At 26.1% G+C, this 16,765-nt stretch carries 22 protein-coding genes; 13 read left to right on the top strand and 9 right to left on the bottom strand.

From position 1 onward, the window contains the following. Positions 1–6 precede the first annotated feature (6 nt). From AAHN02_RS04270 to AAHN02_RS04240, 7 genes are all read left to right on the top strand, one after another. Positions 7–339 carry an Asp23/Gls24 family envelope stress response protein gene (locus AAHN02_RS04270; RefSeq protein ID WP_338968004.1) on the top strand — a complete coding sequence of 111 codons (333 nt, stop codon included), beginning with the start codon at positions 7–9 and terminating at the stop codon, positions 337–339. Positions 340–366: 27 nt separating this feature from the next. Next, the gene (locus AAHN02_RS04265) at positions 367–1,995 is read left to right on the top strand and encodes a DAK2 domain-containing protein (RefSeq protein WP_342277416.1); all 1,629 of its coding nucleotides are present in this window, start codon (positions 367–369) and stop codon (positions 1,993–1,995) included. 33 nt (positions 1,996–2,028) lie between these two features. Further along, positions 2,029–3,045, top strand: a complete 1,017-nt coding sequence (gene plsX / locus AAHN02_RS04260) for a phosphate acyltransferase PlsX (protein WP_342277415.1) — start codon at positions 2,029–2,031, stop codon at positions 3,043–3,045. 6 nt (positions 3,046–3,051) lie between these two features. Beyond that, positions 3,052–3,747, top strand: a complete 696-nt coding sequence (rnc, locus tag AAHN02_RS04255) for a ribonuclease III (protein ID WP_342277414.1) — start codon at positions 3,052–3,054, stop codon at positions 3,745–3,747. A gap of 257 nt (positions 3,748–4,004) precedes the next feature. Next, positions 4,005–6,047 carry a helix-turn-helix domain-containing protein gene (locus AAHN02_RS04250; protein WP_342277413.1) on the top strand — a complete coding sequence of 681 codons (2,043 nt, stop codon included), beginning with the start codon at positions 4,005–4,007 and terminating at the stop codon, positions 6,045–6,047. Then, positions 6,007–6,192 carry a hypothetical protein gene (locus AAHN02_RS04245; RefSeq protein ID WP_342277412.1) on the top strand — a complete coding sequence of 62 codons (186 nt, stop codon included), beginning with the start codon at positions 6,007–6,009 and terminating at the stop codon, positions 6,190–6,192. Before AAHN02_RS04250 ends, AAHN02_RS04245 begins: the two co-directional genes overlap by 41 nt. Before the next feature lie 89 nt (positions 6,193–6,281). Then, positions 6,282–7,232 carry an IS30 family transposase gene (locus AAHN02_RS04240; RefSeq protein ID WP_342277411.1) on the top strand — a complete coding sequence of 317 codons (951 nt, stop codon included), beginning with the start codon at positions 6,282–6,284 and terminating at the stop codon, positions 7,230–7,232. Between the two features lie 45 nt (positions 7,233–7,277). On the opposite strand, the gene AAHN02_RS04235 is transcribed toward AAHN02_RS04240, so the two are convergent. The 9 genes from AAHN02_RS04235 to AAHN02_RS04195 all read right to left on the bottom strand — a co-directional run bounded on the left by AAHN02_RS04235 (position 7,278) and on the right by AAHN02_RS04195 (position 12,614). Beyond that, complete coding sequence (locus AAHN02_RS04235; protein WP_342277410.1) at positions 7,278–9,152, bottom strand: hypothetical protein; 1,875 nt, start codon at positions 9,150–9,152, stop codon at positions 7,278–7,280. Between the two features lie 271 nt (positions 9,153–9,423). Further along, entirely contained in the window at positions 9,424–9,816 is a 393-nt protein-coding gene (locus AAHN02_RS04230) for a hypothetical protein (RefSeq protein WP_342277409.1), read from the bottom strand. Positions 9,817–10,089: 273 nt separating this feature from the next. Then, positions 10,090–10,374: a hypothetical protein gene (locus AAHN02_RS04225; RefSeq protein WP_342277408.1), complete on the bottom strand. Its 285-nt coding sequence runs from the start codon at positions 10,372–10,374 to the stop codon at positions 10,090–10,092. 8 nt (positions 10,375–10,382) lie between these two features. Then, complete coding sequence (locus AAHN02_RS04220; protein ID WP_342277407.1) at positions 10,383–11,366, bottom strand: hypothetical protein; 984 nt, start codon at positions 11,364–11,366, stop codon at positions 10,383–10,385. 24 nt (positions 11,367–11,390) lie between these two features. Beyond that, a complete protein-coding gene (locus tag AAHN02_RS04215) occupies positions 11,391–11,627 on the bottom strand; it encodes a hypothetical protein (RefSeq protein ID WP_338967064.1) in 237 nt (78 codons plus the stop codon). 41 nt (positions 11,628–11,668) lie between these two features. Then, complete coding sequence (locus tag AAHN02_RS04210; RefSeq protein WP_342277406.1) at positions 11,669–11,899, bottom strand: hypothetical protein; 231 nt, start codon at positions 11,897–11,899, stop codon at positions 11,669–11,671. A gap of 3 nt (positions 11,900–11,902) precedes the next feature. After that, positions 11,903–12,064 (bottom strand): hypothetical protein, encoded by a 162-nt coding sequence (locus AAHN02_RS04205; protein ID WP_338981383.1) that lies wholly within the window; start codon positions 12,062–12,064, stop codon positions 11,903–11,905. Then, positions 12,064–12,285, bottom strand: a complete 222-nt coding sequence (locus AAHN02_RS04200; protein WP_342277405.1) for a hypothetical protein — start codon at positions 12,283–12,285, stop codon at positions 12,064–12,066. Before AAHN02_RS04200 ends, AAHN02_RS04205 begins: the two co-directional genes overlap by 1 nt. Positions 12,286–12,287: 2 nt before the next feature. Beyond that, complete coding sequence (locus AAHN02_RS04195) at positions 12,288–12,614, bottom strand: hypothetical protein (protein ID WP_342277404.1); 327 nt, start codon at positions 12,612–12,614, stop codon at positions 12,288–12,290. Positions 12,615–13,064: 450 nt separating this feature from the next. Here AAHN02_RS04195 and AAHN02_RS04190 point away from each other — a divergent pair, with 450 nt between their 5' ends. The 6 genes from AAHN02_RS04190 to AAHN02_RS04165 all read left to right on the top strand — a co-directional run bounded on the left by AAHN02_RS04190 (position 13,065) and on the right by AAHN02_RS04165 (position 16,636). Beyond that, positions 13,065–13,724 carry a phosphate ABC transporter ATP-binding protein gene (locus tag AAHN02_RS04190; protein WP_425289511.1) on the top strand — a complete coding sequence of 220 codons (660 nt, stop codon included), beginning with the start codon at positions 13,065–13,067 and terminating at the stop codon, positions 13,722–13,724. 42 nt (positions 13,725–13,766) lie between these two features. After that, on the top strand, positions 13,767–14,507 hold the full coding sequence (locus AAHN02_RS04185) for a 16S rRNA (uracil(1498)-N(3))-methyltransferase (protein WP_338967547.1): 741 nt from the start codon (positions 13,767–13,769) through the stop codon (positions 14,505–14,507). Positions 14,508–14,509: 2 nt separating this feature from the next. Continuing rightward, a complete protein-coding gene (locus AAHN02_RS04180; protein ID WP_342277403.1) occupies positions 14,510–14,992 on the top strand; it encodes a hypothetical protein in 483 nt (160 codons plus the stop codon). Between the two features lie 24 nt (positions 14,993–15,016). Then, positions 15,017–15,655 (top strand): deoxyribose-phosphate aldolase, encoded by a 639-nt coding sequence (gene deoC / locus AAHN02_RS04175; protein ID WP_342277402.1) that lies wholly within the window; start codon positions 15,017–15,019, stop codon positions 15,653–15,655. Between the two features lie 127 nt (positions 15,656–15,782). Next, positions 15,783–16,256 carry an IS30 family transposase gene (locus AAHN02_RS04170; RefSeq protein ID WP_342277401.1) on the top strand — a complete coding sequence of 158 codons (474 nt, stop codon included), beginning with the start codon at positions 15,783–15,785 and terminating at the stop codon, positions 16,254–16,256. After that, positions 16,253–16,636: an IS30 family transposase gene (locus tag AAHN02_RS04165; protein WP_342278188.1), complete on the top strand. Its 384-nt coding sequence runs from the start codon at positions 16,253–16,255 to the stop codon at positions 16,634–16,636. The genes AAHN02_RS04170 and AAHN02_RS04165 overlap by 4 nt, the downstream gene beginning before the upstream one ends. Positions 16,637–16,765 lie beyond the last annotated feature (129 nt).

Raw genomic sequence — 16,765 nt, 5'->3', positions numbered from 1 at the left:
TATAAAGTGAAATTAATTGATGTTGATAAAATTGCTCACATTATTAAGCAAGTTGTATCAATAACACCAGGTGTTGTTGCGTTTGCTTATAGTCGTGAAAATAAAGAAAATGAAGATGCCATTGCTTTAGAAAAAGACATTACCCCAGCAATTGATGTTAAAAAAATTGAACCAAATCATTATGGGGTTAAAATTCATATTATTAGTTCAATTCATACTAATATTTTTGAAGTTTTACAAGAAGTTCAACATCGCGTTAAATATGAATTGGAAAAGCAAATGGAATTTGATAGTAATTTTAAAATTGATATTTGCATTGATGATTTAATTAGTGAATAATATTTATTAAGAGGTAGGTGAAATAAAATGAAAATTGATGCAAAATTATTTAAAATCATGCTTATTAGTGCTGCTAATAATTTATATAATTATCATTTAGAAATTGATAAATTAAATGTTTTTCCTGTTCCAGATGGTGATACGGGAACAAATATGAATTTAACAATGGAAAATGCTATTAAAGAAATTAAAAAATATGAAACTTCTAGTATTACTGAAATAGCAAATGTGTTTAGTCGTGGTTTGATTATGGGCGCTAGGGGAAATTCAGGAGTTATTTTGTCCCAAATTTTTCGTGGTTTTAGTAAAGGATTAGTTCATGAAGAATTTATCAGTACTAGCGATTTACTAAAAGCATGAACTTATGCTAAACAAGTAGCTTATAAAGCAGTTATGAAACCTGTTGAAGGAACAATTTTAACTGTTATTAGACTTGCTAGTGATGATACTAAACTTGAAACTAAGGAAACAATATTGCCATTAAAATTTATGGATAAGTTTTTGGAAAATGCTAACAATGCATTAGCACAAACCCCTAACTTATTACCAATTTTAAAAGAAGTTGGTGTTGTTGATTCAGGTGGTTTTGGATTAGTTAAAATTATTGAGGGAATGGTTTATTCATTAGAAAAAGGTAAAGAAATTAAAAAGAAAAAGAATTTAGTAGCTAGTGATAATAAAGAAGTTGTTATTAAATTAGATGATGAAAATTTTGGTTATTGTACAGAAACGATTGTTATTTTAAGTGAAATGAAACAAAAAAATTTTCCTTTAGAAAAAGTTCGCTTTTCGTTAGAAGAACAAGGTTGTAAATCAATCGTTGTTGTTCAAGATCAAGATATTTTTAAAGTTCATGTTCATTCGTTAATGCCAGGGCAAATATTAGTTTATTTACAACAATTTGGTGATTTTCAAAAAGTAAAAATTGAAAATATGGGGTTACAAGCAAAAAAGAATAGTACAGAAATTAAAGAACTTCGTAGTTTAAATAACTCTTGAGCAATTATTACTGTTGCTGCTGGTAAAGGTTTAGCAAAATATTTTATGAATGACTTGCAAGCATCGTATGTAGTTAATGGGGGACAAACAATGAACCCATCAACTGATGATTTTTTAAAAGCGATTGAATTAGTTGATGCTAAAGATGTTTATATTTTACCAAATAATTCCAATATTATTTCAACTGCACAACAAGCAGCGAAACTAGAAAAGAAATCTAATGTTTATGTTATCCCCACAACTTCAATTCCAGAAGGAATGCTTAGTATTCTTAGTTTTAATAAGGAAGAAAAAAGTGCTAAAAAAAATTTTAATAATATGAAAAATGCTATTAAAAAGATTGTGTCAGCAAGAATTACTAATGCTGTTAGAACAACAACTATTGATGGTGTTGCTGTGAAAGAAGGAAATTATCTTGGTATTTTAGATAAAAAAATTTATACTCAAGAAGCAGATTTAGTTTTAGTAGCAAAAAAATTACTAAGTAAAATGATTAGTAAATCATCATCACAATTGGTAACAATTTTTATTGGTGAAGATGCTAAACGCCAAGATTTACGATTAATTGAAAAGTATATTGATGAAAACTTTGATGTTGAATATGAAAAAATTGAAGGTGAACAACCAGTATATCCTTTCATATTTGGTGTTGAATAGATATAATTTAATTGTTAAAAAGAGGTGAAGTTTGTGAAAATTGCAGTAGATGTTATGGGCTCAGATTTAGGACATAAGCCACTAATAAGTGGTGTCATAAAATTTTTACAACAATATAATGACATTGATATTATTTTAGTTGGTAACGAACTGATAATTAAAGAATATTTAATTGGTTTTAAATTAAATGAAAAGTTATTATCGCGGATTAGTTTTAAAAATGCTAATGAAGAAATAATGATGACTGATAGTATTTTAGATATTAGAAGAAAAAACGATAATTCAATGAGTAAAGCAATTGAATGTGTTGCTAATAAAGAAGCTGATGCAGTATTAACAGCAGGGGCTACGGGTCCTTTTTTAGCAGCTAATCATTTTATTTTAAAAGAAATAACTGGTGTTACTCGTCCAGCTTTTATGGCAATTATGCCAACAAAAATAAAAAATAAGCAAGTTGTGCTTATTGATGTGGGCGCTAATGTTGAAAATGATAGTAATGATTTAGAAATATTTGCTATGATGGCAAATATTTATGTTCAAAAAATTTGAGAATTATCGCAACCAAAAGTAGCATTATTAAATATTGGTACAGAAGAGAAAAAAGGTAAGGAATATCATCAAGAAACTTATATAAAATTAAGTAACAATTCACAATTAAATTTTGTTGGTAATATTGAACCTAATAATTTTATGAATGGTGATATTGATATTGTTGTAACTGATGGTTTTACTGGTAATATTTCCTTGAAAGCGGTTGAAGGGACGGCACGGAATTTATTGCAAGTTTTACGAAATCAGTTTACTAAGAATATCTTTCGTAAGTTAGCATCATTATGTTTGAAAAAAGCATTTAATGAAGTTAAAGAAATTTTTGACTATCGAAATACGGGCGGAGCAATTTTAATTGGTGTTAATGGCATTGTTTTTAAAGCGCATGGTAGTAGTGATGTTAAAGCATTTTTTAGTACTTTAAAATTAGTTCGGAAAGCGCTTTTAGAAGATGTATTATCACTAATTAAAAATAATGTTGTTAAAGAAGAAGGAAAATAAGGATTTATGTTTATTGAAGAAATTAAAATTTTGTTAAAAGCATTTAATTTAGAACCACGAAATATTAATTTATATGAACAAGCTTTGATTCATAGTTCATATGCTAATGAAAAGCAATTAAATTATAATTATCAACGATTAGAATTTTTAGGTGATGCGGTGTTGCAAATGTATACAACATTATATTTATATCGAATAAATGATGATTTAAATGAAGGCGAGTTAACAATTTGGCGAAGTCAAATTGTTAGAGAAGAAACCTTAGCACAAGTGTGTAGATTTTATAAGATGAATGAATATATTCGCTTAGGTAAAGGCGAAATTCAAACGGGTGGTCGTGAAAAAGATAGCATTTTAGGTGATGTTTTTGAAGCGATTGTCGGTGCTATTTATTTAGATTTAGGCCAACAAGCGGTTAATACATTTTTAATGCAAACATTATTTAATAAAATTAAAGATAAAAGTATTTATTTAGTTAAAGATTATAAAACTTTATTACAAGAATATTTACAAACTGAACGCCAAGATCCTATTGAATATAAAGTTATTTTTGAACATAAAGATAAAAATAGTTATCAATATGTTGCTATTGTAAAAAGTGGTGACATTATTTTTGGTAAGGGAAGTGGTAGTTCACATAGTAAAGCTGAGCAAGCAGCTGCAAAAGATGCTTATTTAAAATTAGTTAAGGTTGTTAAATAAAAGGATAGCAATTAATGAGGTAATTAGATGTTAAAGTTATTTAAAAGTATTATTTATAGTTTTTTTCAAAACTTTTTTCAAGTAATTAGTTTACTAATTGTTATTTTAATAATGTTAGTTATCCTTTTAGGGATATTTTCATCAACATTATACCAAATTATTTTACTTCTGAAAATAAACTTGATATAGAAATTTTTAAAAAAGCAACTCTATCAATAAGTCATCTTACTGAATTTGATAAAGAAGAAATTTTAACAATGAATCACGATGTTCAGCAATATTTAAATGCTAATATTTCAACAATTTATAAGGTAACATATTGTGATGAACCTAATAAGATTAAAATTGGTTGTGATAGTTCTAAAATTTCAAATAAAGGATATTGATTTGTTAATAGTCAAATAATTAATAATGATGGATTAGGAACACCTTATGTTTCTGAACTTTTTGAAAAATATCAACAATATGATTACTTTCATTTAATTACTACTAATGAGGCAGAAAATTTATTAACTATTAATCAAGAGTTAGAACAATTGCACAAAGATAATTTACAAGATAACTTTCCTCGTAATATTACTAGTGATACAATGCGTGAGCATATTGATTTATATTGATTTATTGCTTCATCAATTAGTTTTAATCGTTTAGAATATGTTGAGTCATTAGACATTACTGAGTTTTTAACATCAGGAAATGCCTATCGTGTTAAGAGTTATGATGCTACTAGTTATTTTAATAAACCTTATATAATTAAAGAAAATGGTAAATTTAATTTAAATGATGGTAGTAATTATGTCTTTGTGTTTAAAAGATTTGCTGATGTTAATAATCTATCGTTAGGTAGCAAATTTCGGATTATGGGACAAGAAGTTATTATTGCTGGCTATGCTACTGATGTTAATGATGCGTATTTTTTAATGCAAAGTGGAGAAATGCCTAGTTTATCAAGTTCAACTGTTGTATGAGTTAATAAGCAAACTTATAATAAATTAAAGGGTGATGTTGTTGATCATAAGTTAGGTGAAAATAAAAAAAGTATTTATGGGTTTAAGCATCAAAAAAATACTGATTTAAATTTTAATTTTCAAACTTTAAAACAAGAATATAATCGCTTTTCGTTGTATTGAAATCTTAAATTAAATAATAATGATTTTGCTGTTATTTGAAATCCTTATTTAATGACAAAAGAAGCTTTGAATGCAAGAATATTAATAATAAATAGTGTTGCAACAACTTTTTCATTGTTAATTTTTGGAATTAATTTGTTAATTATTTTTATTTTAATTCATAAATCAGTAATAAATAATCAGCAATCATTTGGAATGTTAAAATCATTAGGTTATTCAACAATAAAAATATCATTAGTAATGACAATTGCTCAAATGATACCAATTATTTTTGTTAGTATTGGTAGTATTTTTTTATCGTATTATATGCAGAGTTTTTTTAATCAAACTTATATTGATTTTTTTGTTTTTCCTGAATATGGTATTTCATTTAATGTTTTAATTATTATTTTAATTATTGTTGTACCACTTTTAATTATTGCTTTTTTTACTTTTATTTTTGCTTTTTTCTTATTACGAAAAAATCCATTAACATTAATGTCTAAGTCAATTAATTATAGTTATAAAACTGTTGTTAAATCAAAAACTAGTAATAAAAGTAGTTTTTTTAATAAAATTGTCGATTTTAGTTTTAAAACTAAAATAACCTTTTTCTTTGCTAATAATAGTTTCTCTAAATTGTCATTGACATTTGTTTCAACTTTAGCAGCATCAACATTATTATTCTTTTCATTATCAGCTTTTAAGATTAATAATACAATTTTACAATCAAAAATTATTGATGGTAAGTTTATTTTAGAAAAAGTAAATTTAAGGAGTTTTTATATGGGATACAAACATCTTGGCATAGATGAAAGAATTTATATTGAGAATCAATTGAAATTTAAAGTAAAAATTAGTGAAATAGCTAAAAATCTTAATCGAAGTATTAGTACTATTAATCGAGAAGTTAATAGAAATAAAGATAATAATCATTATTTTTCATTAATTGCACAAAATAAAGCAGAAAATAGAAAACAATTACATGTTTATTTTCATAAATTTAAAAATAGAGAATTAGTAAAATATGTACAACAAAAATTATTATTAGGTTGATCGCCTGAACAAATTTATGGCAGAATTAAAAATTTTCATCAAGAATGAATTATTAGTTTTAAAACAATTTACAATTGAATTTATTCTGGATTACTTGAAAAGGTTACTAGTAAAAAATTTAAGAAGAAAAGGTAAGAAACGAAAATCTCAAGAAAATCGGGGTAAATTTAATGGTAAATCCATTAAAGAACGAAATGTTAATAATCGCATAACTCTTGGCCATTGAGAAGGTGATACTGTAGTATCATCACGAGGTAAAAGTGCTGAATTATACTTGTAAGTGCAAGTAAATAAAATTGCAAAAAATCTCATATAAAAATTTCATGATGCTAAGTTTATTTTAGAAAAAGCAAAGCAAGGAGTTTTTATATGGGATATAAACATCTTGGCATATATGAAAGAATTTATATTGAGAATCAATTGAAGTTTAAAGTAAAAATTAGTGAAATAGCTAAAAATCTTAATCGAAGTATTAGTACTATTATTCGAGAAGTTAATAGAAATAAAGATAATAATCATTATTTTTCATTAATTGCACAAAATAAAGCAGAAAATAGAAAACAATCACATGTTTATTTTCATAAGTTTAAAAATAGAGAATTAGTAAAATATGTACAACAAAAATTACTATTAGGTTGATCGCCTGAACAAATTTATGGCAGAATTAAAAATTTTCATAAAGAATGAATTATTAGTTTTAAAACAATTTACAATTGAATTTATTCTGGATTACTTGAAAAAATTACTAATAAAAATTTAAGAAGAAAAGGTAAGAAACGAAAATCTCAAGAAAATCGCGGTAAATTTAATGGTAAATCAATTAAAGAACGAAATGTTAATGTTAATAATCGTATAACTGTTGGCCATTGAGAAGGTGATACTGTAGTATCATCACGAGGTAAAAGTAAATCATGTTTAATAACTTTAGTTGAAAGAACATCAAGATTTACTTTAGCAATGTTAGTTGAAAATAGAACTACTAAAGTTATTAACGAAAACATTAGCCATTATTTATCAATTCTTCCAAATAATCTTGTTAAGACTATAACATTTGATAGGGGTAAAGAATTTTCTAATTGACAACAACTTGAAAAAAATTTAAATGTGAAAATTTATTTTGCTAATGCATATTCGCCTTGACAAAGAGGTACTAATGAAAATACTAATGGTTTAATTAGAGAAAAATTTCCTAAAAAATTTAATTTTTCAAATACTACTAAAAATGCAGTTCATAAATTTATATTGTCTTTAAACCAAAGACCAAGAAAAATACTAAATTATCTTTCACCAATCGAATATTTGGTTAGAAAAATAATTTAGTTGCACTTAACTTTACAATTTGGCATATATATATATATATATATATTATACAAAAATTCTTAAAATCATTAGAAAAATGGCAAAACCGATTAAAAATTGAAAGGTATAGTAAAAGGCTGGCACTGTTTTAAAAACTGGAAAAATGACAGTTGAAAAGTTAACTGTTGCTTTTGCAATAATCGCTAATGGTCGTAAAATCGTAATGACTTGTGAAGCCGTAAGCATTCAGTTTAGCATTTTGATACCGGCATTTTGAATGGCACATCCAATATTATTAAAGGTTGGTATTCACCGTCCAGAATATTTACAATTTGCTGGTGGAATTAAATCATTTCATTCACTGTTATTTGAACCATCAGGGATAAAAGCTGTTGAATTTAAGACATTAAAGTCATAAATTTTAAAATTGTAGTTAGAGATATTACCTTTGTAATAAAGCGGAAAGGTTAAGGTAAAAATGTTAATACCATAACGAATATCAATGTCCGTATTAAGATAATTAATTTTGCTATTTATTGCTTCAGTTGGCAGGGTAATAAGTTTATTATCATAAGATTTAAGCACATTGAACTCAATTTGGTAGATACTATTTTTATTTTTAATGGCATTATAGTTCTCTTGGTGCGTTTTTTTATCAAAAGTAAAAAAATAACTTCTTAGTAGCAGTTCCGAATTACCAGTAATATTGATTAAATATTTTTTAGGATAAAAGGTAATTAAAGAACGATAAAAGAAGCCGATTTGAATAAAGTGGTCCTTCTTATAGTTATCTATGCCTTTAAAATAAATTTCGGTATGAGTTTTTTCGTCCATGTCAAAAGTGGCGTAAAATAAGCTGGCAAAGAAGTTTCCAAGAATTTCATAGATTTGATCAAAGACATTTTTGTAATCGCTGTTGTTAATACTAGGAATGTTGTTTTTAAAATAAAGATAAATATCGTTCTTTAATTCAGGGTCGTATCTTAAAAAACTAAATTTAACATCAAGATAATTTAAAGTTCCAAAAAGATGCTTAATTAGGTAATAATCGTTAGCATTTGCAGTATCATATTTTCAGATTTCCTTTTCACCGTGTAATAATTGTAAATAATTGTTTCCGGCAATTAGGGTTTTGTTAAATGCCTTGATTTTAAGGATATTTTCATTAATATTGTTTAAATCTGTCGATGTTTTGTGATAAAAATAGCTTTCGTTTTTAAAGCCGTGATTTTTAATGGTGAATTCTTTATAGTAACCTTTTTCTAAGGTGCCAATGAAATTAAATATTGGTGTTCAATAAAGATAAGAGTAATTAAATTTGTCAAAATCACCACGATGAATCATTAAATAGTCAAGGTTCTCAATAATATCACTGTATTTATGGTTGCCATCAAAATTAGTTGTTGTTGTCGGTAATTCAATATCGGTACTTTCTTTTTTGGTTTCAATTTCAAAATCATTTGTACTATTTAATGTGTAATCTCATATGTTATTAATAACTGATTCTTTGAAATTAGTTAAATTTGTCCCTTGTGCTTTGATTGTTATTTTTTTATTAATTACTCAAAATTTGGAACCATTTATCTCTGTTATTTCTTGTCCGTGTGTAGTTATTAGTTGTTTAATATTATTTTGTTTATTCTGATTATTTTGTAATTCTTGTGTGAATTTAAAACTAAGATTGTTTAAATATCTTAATTCTGGTAATTTTTCATTTAGATTGTTATTATCTATTTTATTTACTTGAACTTGTGTAAGATAATTTTTGCTTGGTGAGAAATGAAATTTCACTTTTTGCAAGTCTTTTATTTCAAAATCATAAATTTTATTATCTTCTCTTTTATTTCTAACTAGTTGTGCTGTGGTTTTTTCGTTGTTAATGTTTGCGGGAATAGTAAAAATGTTATTGAAACTAATAATTAACACGGTAAATATTTTCATAAACATTTTTATCACTCCTTTTTAAAATATTTTATTTTTCATTATTCTTTTATTTTTAATCTTTTTTAATACAAAGCGAATTAAAGAGTTTACCATTTCTGTTATGGTTACTCACACTAATGAATAACCTATAATCATTAACTTACCAATTGCTCCAAAATTTTTAATAAATTGTTGCAAATTTTCAATATCTGTATGTAATAATAAAACTATACTTAAAGATATTAATATAATGTAATTAAGTATTATTCATCAATATTTTTTTAAAGAGCTAATTAATTTGTTTGATTTCATTTTTAAAGGCTCTTTTTGCTTTAATTTTCTGAATAATCAAGCGGATTAATTTTTCAAATTTAATTGCAAAATATATTGCTCCGCCTCATCAAAAAACAAATATTCCTGAGAGCATAATACCACTATTGAACTTGCCAAAAAAATCAACCATCTGTTTATTCATAAAATTATTAAATTCGTCGCTTGTTCCAGTTATTCATTTAGTATCGATTACTGTTAATGCGCAAATTAATAAGCTTATAAAAATGAAAATGATACTTAATACTATTTTTAACCACTGCTTTTTAAAAGAATTTTTAATTCTTAATTTTAATGGCATTTTTTCTTTTGAATTATCTTTTTTAAATAATTTTCCTAAAAGTTTTTTCATTTTAATTCTCCTTTCATATTTTTATCGTCCTTTAATCACAATAAATAAGGCAATAAGTACACAAGTAACGCCAAGAATGGTAAAAATTGGGTGTTGCGAAAATGTCCGAGCCATTGGTTTAAATAGTTCTAAAATTGTTAAATTGCTAGTAATAAATTTTTGGAAATTAGCAAGCTCTTCGCTAATATAAGTTCGTTAAGGTTTCAAAATGACTACCTGCTAATAACCCAAGAACAGTTATTAAGATAAAAATAATAATTAGTTTAAACATTGTTAGTTACCTTGCTTTGTTTTTATTGGTTTTATTTGTTTTTTAGTTTTTCCTCACGCACTTAAACGCCCTTTATTTTTAACCGCATATTGGCGTTGTTTTTCTAAATTAACTTGTTGACTACCAAATCCAAGAATAATTGCCATAAGAAATTCTACAGCCAGTGTTAAGAACAAAGGAAATATTAGTTGAATATTTGTTCCCGGCACCTCTAAACTTCAAATTAAGTCAAAAACTTTATAAAGCATTTGAGCCAGAAAGTCGGACATTTTTGCGAGATTTTCCATTTTTTATATTATTCCTTTTCTTTCATTTTTCTTAAAAATTTGCTAAATTTATCCATTTTTAAGTATTCTAAGTCTTCTAAATCAATTGCTGTGTCAGTATAGTATTTGTCTTCATAGTCGGGATTTACTTTTGAATTTAAGTAATCTCTTAAAAATGCTAGGTAAAAAGAATTGTAAGTGTTTAATATTGGTAGAGGAATTTTTAGTTTAAAAAAATAAATATCAAGTTCAGGAATATCGCGATATTTAATGCGACGCCCTTTTTTACTATTTTTCGCATCAATTAAGGTGTTTCGTCAGCGTTCATATTCTTCAATGCTCGTAAAGGTGCCATAGATGACTTTTAAGTAGGGACGAAAAATATTAACGGGTTTTTTGCGAATTCCCACAATCACATTATTGGCAATATCACGAACTTTAACTCAAATATGTTTATCTCTTTGACCGCTAGCAAGCACAATATGACCGAAATGGCGTGCCAAAGCGAAATATTCTTGAATACCGGTTTCTTCGTTTTTGGTATTATTTTTTTCTCAATCAGTTCCTTCTAAAAATAAATTGGTTTCATCTCACAAAAGTAACGTTTTGTCTGGCAATACCGGATAATCAAAGTCTAATAACCTCATATGCCCTAAACTTAATTTTTGGGTTTCTAATAATGGAAAGGTTGCGGCGATGTGATATTTCTTCTTTTTTAGTAATTTTGCTGCGTATACTAGAAAAGCAGTTTTTCCAGTTCCTAATGAACCAATCACAATATTTAATGGTGAATTTTTTAAGAAATTAATAACTTTGTTAATTTGTGTTAAATTACCGATTTTAAAAAGGAAAATTAAAATACAACCGGCTAAAAATAAATAGCTCACAATGTTTTTGAAATAACCGTTGTAAATGTATCAAATTGCTCCTCAATGTCATAAAATTAAAAATGAGGTGCGATTCAATTCAATAAAATGGTTATTTTTTTCTATTATTCATTTGCAAAATTTCATCTTGCACCTCACTTTATTTTTTTGTTAGCGGACTGCGCCAAGTAGTTTTTCAAACATTTTAAAGCAAATAAAGAATATTGCCAAAATAAATGGAAAAATGAAGATTCAGTAGTCAGCAAAGAAGTTACCGACTTGTGGCATATTAACAGCAATAATTTCTCACATTTTAGTAAATGCCGTTATAATTGCATTTCACAATTTAGTCATCGCATCGCTAGCTGTTATTTTTGCTGGTGCATCGGCTAAGAAAGTTCCAATCATATAATCACCCCCTTTCTTCTTGAGGCATTCGTCATTTGTCTTTATCTAAATACTGATATGGTTTTTCAAAGTAGCATTAGAATAAATCACACCATAATCGCTGTTAAGAATCAAAAAGCAATGTTTGCTATTAAAAGTCAAAGTGTTTTTTGGGTTAAATCAATTTCTTTACCACCACTAATATGAGCCGGGATAGTTGTAATTTGAATAAATAAATCTCAGAAAGTTTGTTTAATTTGCTCTCAATTAAATTCTTTTAAATTTACCGTCATTTTTTATTTCCCAAAAATCATTTTTATTGGTAAATACATAATTGAAATTAATGCGAAAAGAAAAGTAATGATAATAATTAATCCGGCAATAAAAGCAACTTGTGCAGGCATTTTTTCTATCGGAACAAACAGTTTTAAGAACTCCATGATAATTTCTCAAAACATTATTTTTTATCCTTGTTATTTTCTTTTGAATTAGGAGCTTTAACTCATTCTTCAAAGCGAGCAATAAATACTTTTTCGTCTTTTGTGAAATTACCAGTATTATTTTTAATGGCATTTTTATATTTAATTCTAATTTTTATTTTGGCATAAATTTTATAAGCAAAATATGCTGACAGCATTATGCTGACAATAATAAATATTAGTCCAATTGCAATATTCATTTTTAAACTCCTTTAAAATAGTTATAATTCATATCTTTTTTGTTATTTTCTTTTTCGGCAATGAAGAAACCTAATAATTCTCGGCCTTTAATTAACTTCGTTTCTTGTTCTTGTTGATTAATTGAAATTACTTGATATTTACTATCTTTTATTATTCCAATACAAATTGAATTTTCGTATTTTCCTTTATAAACAAATCGCTTTGGAAACCAAATGCCGATTTGTTTATTAAATCACGGAATTTTTGGCGCTTTAATAAACATTGCGTTTTGCGTTTCTTTTAAAAGATACTTCTTAGTATTTAAGAAAATGTTTTTAATGTTTTTCATAGTAAATTACCTTCCTTATAGATAAACTAAGTTATATTAACTAAGTTAGTTAACTTAGTTTTTTAAACACTTATATATCGCAGATTTAAGTGTTTAACAAGCTTTGTTAGTAAATTTTGTTTTTTTATTATTATTAGATAAAGGTTTTAATAATTTTAAACTTAGCATACCCCTATATAGAAATTTCTACACTTTAATATCCGCATCCTACCCTTGGAACTAATTTAATAGCGTGTATATTTTTAGGAAATCCACCCATTCATTTTTTATTGCAAAACGAAACAAATTGCTATAGCTAATAGGGTGTTATCTATTAACTGGTAAACTTCTTTTGGTTATGGCGACCACCCACAATTTATCGTGCTTTAATACATACCAACATTATTAATTCACTTGTATTTAATTTTCAAAGAACAAATTTTAACACCTTATAAAATAAAAAGACAATCATTGCCGACTGCCTTAATACTTATTCAAATCTTTACCCACCTAACAAAACTTTATGCGCCCATGAATGATTTAATTGAAGGAACTAAAATTACGGGAGAAATTATTTATCAACAAAAAAATATTTATGATAATAAACAAGATATTATTGCTTTAAGAACTACGATTGGTATGGTTTTTCAAAAACTTAATCCTTTTCCAAAATCAATTTATGATAATGTTGCTTATGGACTAAGAAGTTTAGGAATTAGAAATCGAAAAAAATTGGATGAAATAATTGAAGATTCATTAAAAAAAGCGGCATTATGAGATGAAGTTAAAAATGATTTAAAAAGTCCAGCTTTAAGTTTAAGTGGTGGTCAACAACAAAGATTATGTATTGCTCGAGCAATTGCTATTAAACCAGAAGTGCTATTAATGGATGAACCAACTTCAGCATTAGATCCGATTGCTACTGGTAAAATTGAGGAGTTAATATTGCAATTAAAAAAAGATTTTACAATTATTATTGTGACCCATTCAATGCAACAAGCAGCAAGAATTTCTGATCAAACAGCATTTTTTTTAATGGGTAAAATTGTTGAAGTGGCAAGAACAAGAAAATTATTTTTATCACCACAACAAAAGGAAACTGAAGATTATATTGCAGGACGGTTTGGGTAATGATTTAAAAATGATATAATTAATATTGGAGTAGGTGATATAATGCAATGTTATTTTGCTCATTTTCAAGATGAATTCGGCAATTTAATTTTTAATGATATTGATACTCATCATTTAGTTAATGTTTTAAGATTTCAAATTAATGACTTGTTAATTGCTGTATATAATGGCAAAAAATATCAAACGAAGATAATTGAAAAGAAACCACAATTAAAAGTTGAAATTCAAAAAAATTTATTGGAAAATACCGAATTAGAAATAGTTGTAACATTATTAATGCCATTGCTTAAACAAGATCGTAATGATTGAATTGTTCAAAAAGCGACTGAATTAGGTGTGACACAAATTATTGGTATTGCTTTAGAACGAAGTGTTACTAAGATTAAACGAAATGATGATAAGAAAAAAAAGATGATGCGTTGACAAAAGATTGCTAAAGAAGCAGCACAACAGTCGAATCGTAATCAAATTCCAAAAATTGTTGATATTATTACTGATTTTACTGCTATTATTCCTTATAAGAGCGAGTTAAATTTAATTGCTAATGAATTATCATTAGCAACCCGTTCATTGTCGGCACTAATGTTACCATTATCCAAGTCAACAAGTATTACTTTTATTTGTGGACCTGAGGGTGGTTTTAGTGATAAAGAATTAGAATTTTTTAATTTTGAAGGTTTTCATGCAATTAATTTAGGAAAAAGAGTTTTAAGATCAGAAACAGCTGTTTTAGCATTTCTTGCTAATATCGGTTATGAACATGAAAAGTTAAAGGAGCAATAAGAATGTCTTTAAGTTCAAAGCGAATGGGTGCAATTTTAAATTTATTATTTGCAATTAATTGATTGTTTTTAACAATGGTATTTATTAGTGTTCAAAAATCAAATTTACCTTTAAGTGGTGGTTTTGAAATTGCTAGTTATTTAATTCCATTAATAACTTTATGTTTAATAATGGTTTATGTTTGATTAACTTATGTATCAAGTAAGAATTTTGATATTAAATATCAATTTAAAGCATATAAATACTTAATATTAATCGTATTGATGGCAGTGATGTCAATTTTAGCCAATTTATTAATTTTAATTGCTAAAAATCACCAAAATGCTATTTTAGCGTTTGGTTTATCAATTGGAATTTCTGGAATATTTGGTTTAGTAACAATTATCTTTGATATTAAGTTTTTTATTCAAAGGTTAAAATGAGAGGCATTATCAAAAAGTGAAATTTCTACCCTAAATGATGAATTAATAATTAAAAATAAATAATTAGTAAGGAGATCTGCTTGTTTTATGAAACTGAATGAATTTATTGATTATACTTTATTAAGTTCACATGCTACGAGTCATGACATTCAAAAAATTTGTTTGGATGCTGAAAAGCACAAATTTGCTAGTGTATGTGTTAATCCTATTTATGTTAGTCATGCTAAAAATTTGTTAAAAAAGACAAAGGTTAATGTTTGTACTGTTGTTGGTTTTCCATTGGGTTCGGTGCCTACAAATATTAAAGTGTTGGAAACTGAACAAGCTGTTCGTGATGGTGCCGATGAGATTGATATGGTTATTAATGTCGGAGCTTTAAAAGAAGGGGCATATACGGTAGTATTAAATGATATTAAACATGTTCGGGCTGTATGTCCAAAACAAATTTTAAAAGTTATTATTGAAACTGCATTATTAACGAAAGAAGAAAAAATTCAAGTTTGTAAATTAGCTTTGCAAGCACAAGCAGATTTTATTAAAACTTCAACAGGATTTGCTAAAAGTGGTGCTAAAGTTAAAGATATTAAATTAATTCGTAGTATTGTTAAAGATGCAATGTATATTAAAGCGTCAGGGAAAATTAAAACTAAAGCACAGGCAATAAAACTTATTAAAGGTGGAGCAGACCGACTGGGGATTAGTAAAGCAGCGTTATTGATGGTTTAGTTGCTAATTAATTTTAGTTGCTGAATTATACTTGTAAGTGCAAGTAAATAAAATTGCAAAAGATTTCATATAAAAATTTCATGATGCTAAGTTTATTTTAGAAAAAGTAAATTTAAGGAGTTTTTATATGGGATACAAACATCTTGGCATAGATGAAAGAATTTATATTGAGAATCAATTGAAATTTAAAGTAAAAATTAGTGAAATAGCTAAAAATCTTAATCGAAGTATTAGTACTATTAATCGAGAAGTTAATAGAAATAAAGATAATAATCATTATTTTTCATTAATTGCACAAAATAAAGCAGAAAATAGAAAACAATTACATGTTTATTTTCATAAATTTAAAAATAGAGAATTAGTAAAATATGTACAACAAAAATTATTATTAGGTTGATCGCCTGAACAAATTTATGGCAGAATTAAAAATTTTCATCAAGAATGAATTATTAGTTTTAAAACAATTTACAATTGAATTTATTCTGGATTACTTGAAAAGGTTACTAGTAAAAATTTAAGAAGAAAAGGTAAGAAACGAAAATCTCAAGAAAATCGGGGTAAATTTAATGGTAAATCCATTAAAGAAGTAAATCATGTTTAATAACTTTAGTTGAAAGAACATCAAGATTTACTTTAGCAATATTAGTTGAAAATAGAACTACTAAAGTTATTAACAAAAATATTAGTCATTATTTATCAATTCTTCCAAATAATCTTGTTAAGACTATAACATTTGATAGGGGTAAAGAATTTGCTAATTGACAACAACTTGAAAAAAATTTAAATGTGAAAATTTATTTTGCTGATGCATATTCACCTTGACAAAGAGGTACTAATGAAAATACTAATGGTTTAATTAGAGAAAAATTTCCTAAAAAATTTAATTTTTCAAACACTACTAAAAATGCAGTTCATAAATTTATATTGTCTTTAAACCAAAGACCAAGAAAAATACTAAATTATCTTTCGCCAATCGAATAATTTGGTTAGAAAAATAATTTAGTTGCACTTAACTTTACAATTTGGCAGTAAAAATGGTTTTAATTTTTTGTGAATTTTGTTTCATTATTTGCAATTTTATATCATATTTATTAAATCATTTGCATTTTA

The sequence above is a fragment of the Spiroplasma endosymbiont of Nephrotoma flavescens genome (assembly GCF_964030835.1).
Lineage (GTDB): Bacteria > Bacillota_I > Bacilli_A > Mycoplasmatales > Nriv7 > Nriv7.
The sequence above is the reverse complement of the archived record's forward strand: the minus strand, read 5'-3'. Positions and strand labels throughout refer to the sequence as shown.